Source organism: Acinetobacter sp. 1566109 (genome assembly GCF_000582255.1).
In the GTDB taxonomy this organism is placed as follows: Bacteria; Pseudomonadota; Gammaproteobacteria; order Pseudomonadales; family Moraxellaceae; genus Acinetobacter; species Acinetobacter nosocomialis.
The window spans coordinates 1-1,554 of record NZ_JEYB01000172.1 but is presented as its reverse complement, the minus strand read 5'-3'; the positions used below and the strand labels follow the sequence as shown (position 1 = coordinate 1,554).

1 protein-coding gene and 1 pseudogene are annotated in these 1,554 nt (G+C 40.9%); both read right to left on the bottom strand.

Annotation, left to right across the window (positions count from 1 at the left end; all coding sequences use genetic code 11):
• Positions 1–284, bottom strand: a pseudogene (locus J582_RS25120) (transposase); the annotation flags it as partial.
• A gap of 37 nt (positions 285–321) precedes the next feature.
• Positions 322–1,481 (bottom strand): IS3 family transposase gene (locus tag J582_RS25115; RefSeq protein ID WP_085945698.1). Its coding sequence is split into 2 segments (ribosomal slippage): positions 322–1,247 and positions 1,247–1,481, totalling 1,161 coding nucleotides; the frame shifts between segments, so codons are not numbered across the junction.
• Positions 1,482–1,554 lie beyond the last annotated feature (73 nt).

Here is a 1,554-nt window from a genome sequence, read left to right as displayed (position 1 = left end):
GCAAAGTACGCTGCTGCCTTTTTTAGAAATTCACGTTCCATTTCAGCTGTTTTGAGCTGTTGTTTGAGCTTTTTATTTTCTTCGAGTAAGGCATTTAGATCAGGTGAATATTGTTTAGTGCCTGCTAAGGTGCCAGTCTTTGCTTTATTATTCCAATTTGAAAGAGTTTGCATTGAAATGCCAAGTTGTCTGGCTGTTTCCGATACATTGCCTTGATTGGCTTCAATCAATTTTATTGCTTCAACTTTAAATTCTGCGGTGTAAGTCTTCTGTTTCTTGCTCATGGTAAACTCCTGATGAGTGTCTATAGTTTACCTGATCCTAGACAGTATCGTGGACAACAAATCCCTCTAAATTCTTAAAATATTTCTTCTCAAAGGCTTCAGGGCTTAACCAGCCATTTGCAGAATGTCTTCTGACCCGATTGTAATAAATCTCAATATAGTCAAACAAGACAGCATTCGCTTCTTTTCGAGTGGCAAACACACTGCCATGGACCACATGACCTTTCAATGTATGAAAGAAGCTTTCAGTCACTGCATTATCCCAACAGTTTCCACGTCTAGACATACTCTGAGTACAATCATTTGTCAGTAACAGCGCTCTAAAATCACGACTACAGTACTGTGAACCTTGGTCCGAATGAACCATAACACCAGTTGGATAACCCTGACGAGCCATTGCATAGTTAAACGTATCACACACCAACTGGCGGTCTATTCGATGGCTGGTTTGCCACCCCACGATACGACGACTAAATAGATCCAGCATCACACATAAATACAGCCAACCTTGCTTGGTACGGATATAGGTAATATCCGTTGTCCAAACCTTGTTAGGCTGAATGACTGTAAATTGACGCTCTAACAGATTGGGTGCTGTAGGCAAACGATGGTTTGAATCAGTCGTATGCTTGTATTTACGCGCAATCCTGCTGCGTAAACCCAGATTTTTCAGCATTCTTCCAACAGTGCGTTCACTCATGCTGTAACCTAAATCATGCATGTCATGTACCAATGAAGGTGCACCCAATCGTGCATGATGCTGCCAATATACGGCTTTTAAATCATTATATTTCTCTACCGTATTGGCCTGACGTTTTCGCCAGGCATAATAGCCTGAAGTGCTGACACCTAGGTATTTACAGGCAGAAGATACCGTGACTTCATTCATATCTAGATCTTGAATTACCGTGTACTTTTCTTGGCATGATCTGTTAGAAAGTACACATGCGCTTTTTTTAAGATGTCATTGGCTTCCTTGAGCTGTTTGACTTCTTTCTCTAATTCCAAGATCCGCTGTTGTTCTGGTGAAAGTTGACGTTTGCTTGAACCCACTGGATTGGTTTCACGAATCCATTTGTCTAAAGTTGAATAACCCACACCTAATTTCTGGGCGATTGCAGCTATAGGCTCGTGTGAGTTTGAAAGTGCATAATCAATTGCTTGCTGTTTAAATTCAGCACTAAAACGTTTGGCCATTTCTTGGATCTCCAAAGTTAACGTTACGTTATCTTTAGAGGGAAGTACTGTCCATTATTTTGGCTAGGATCAG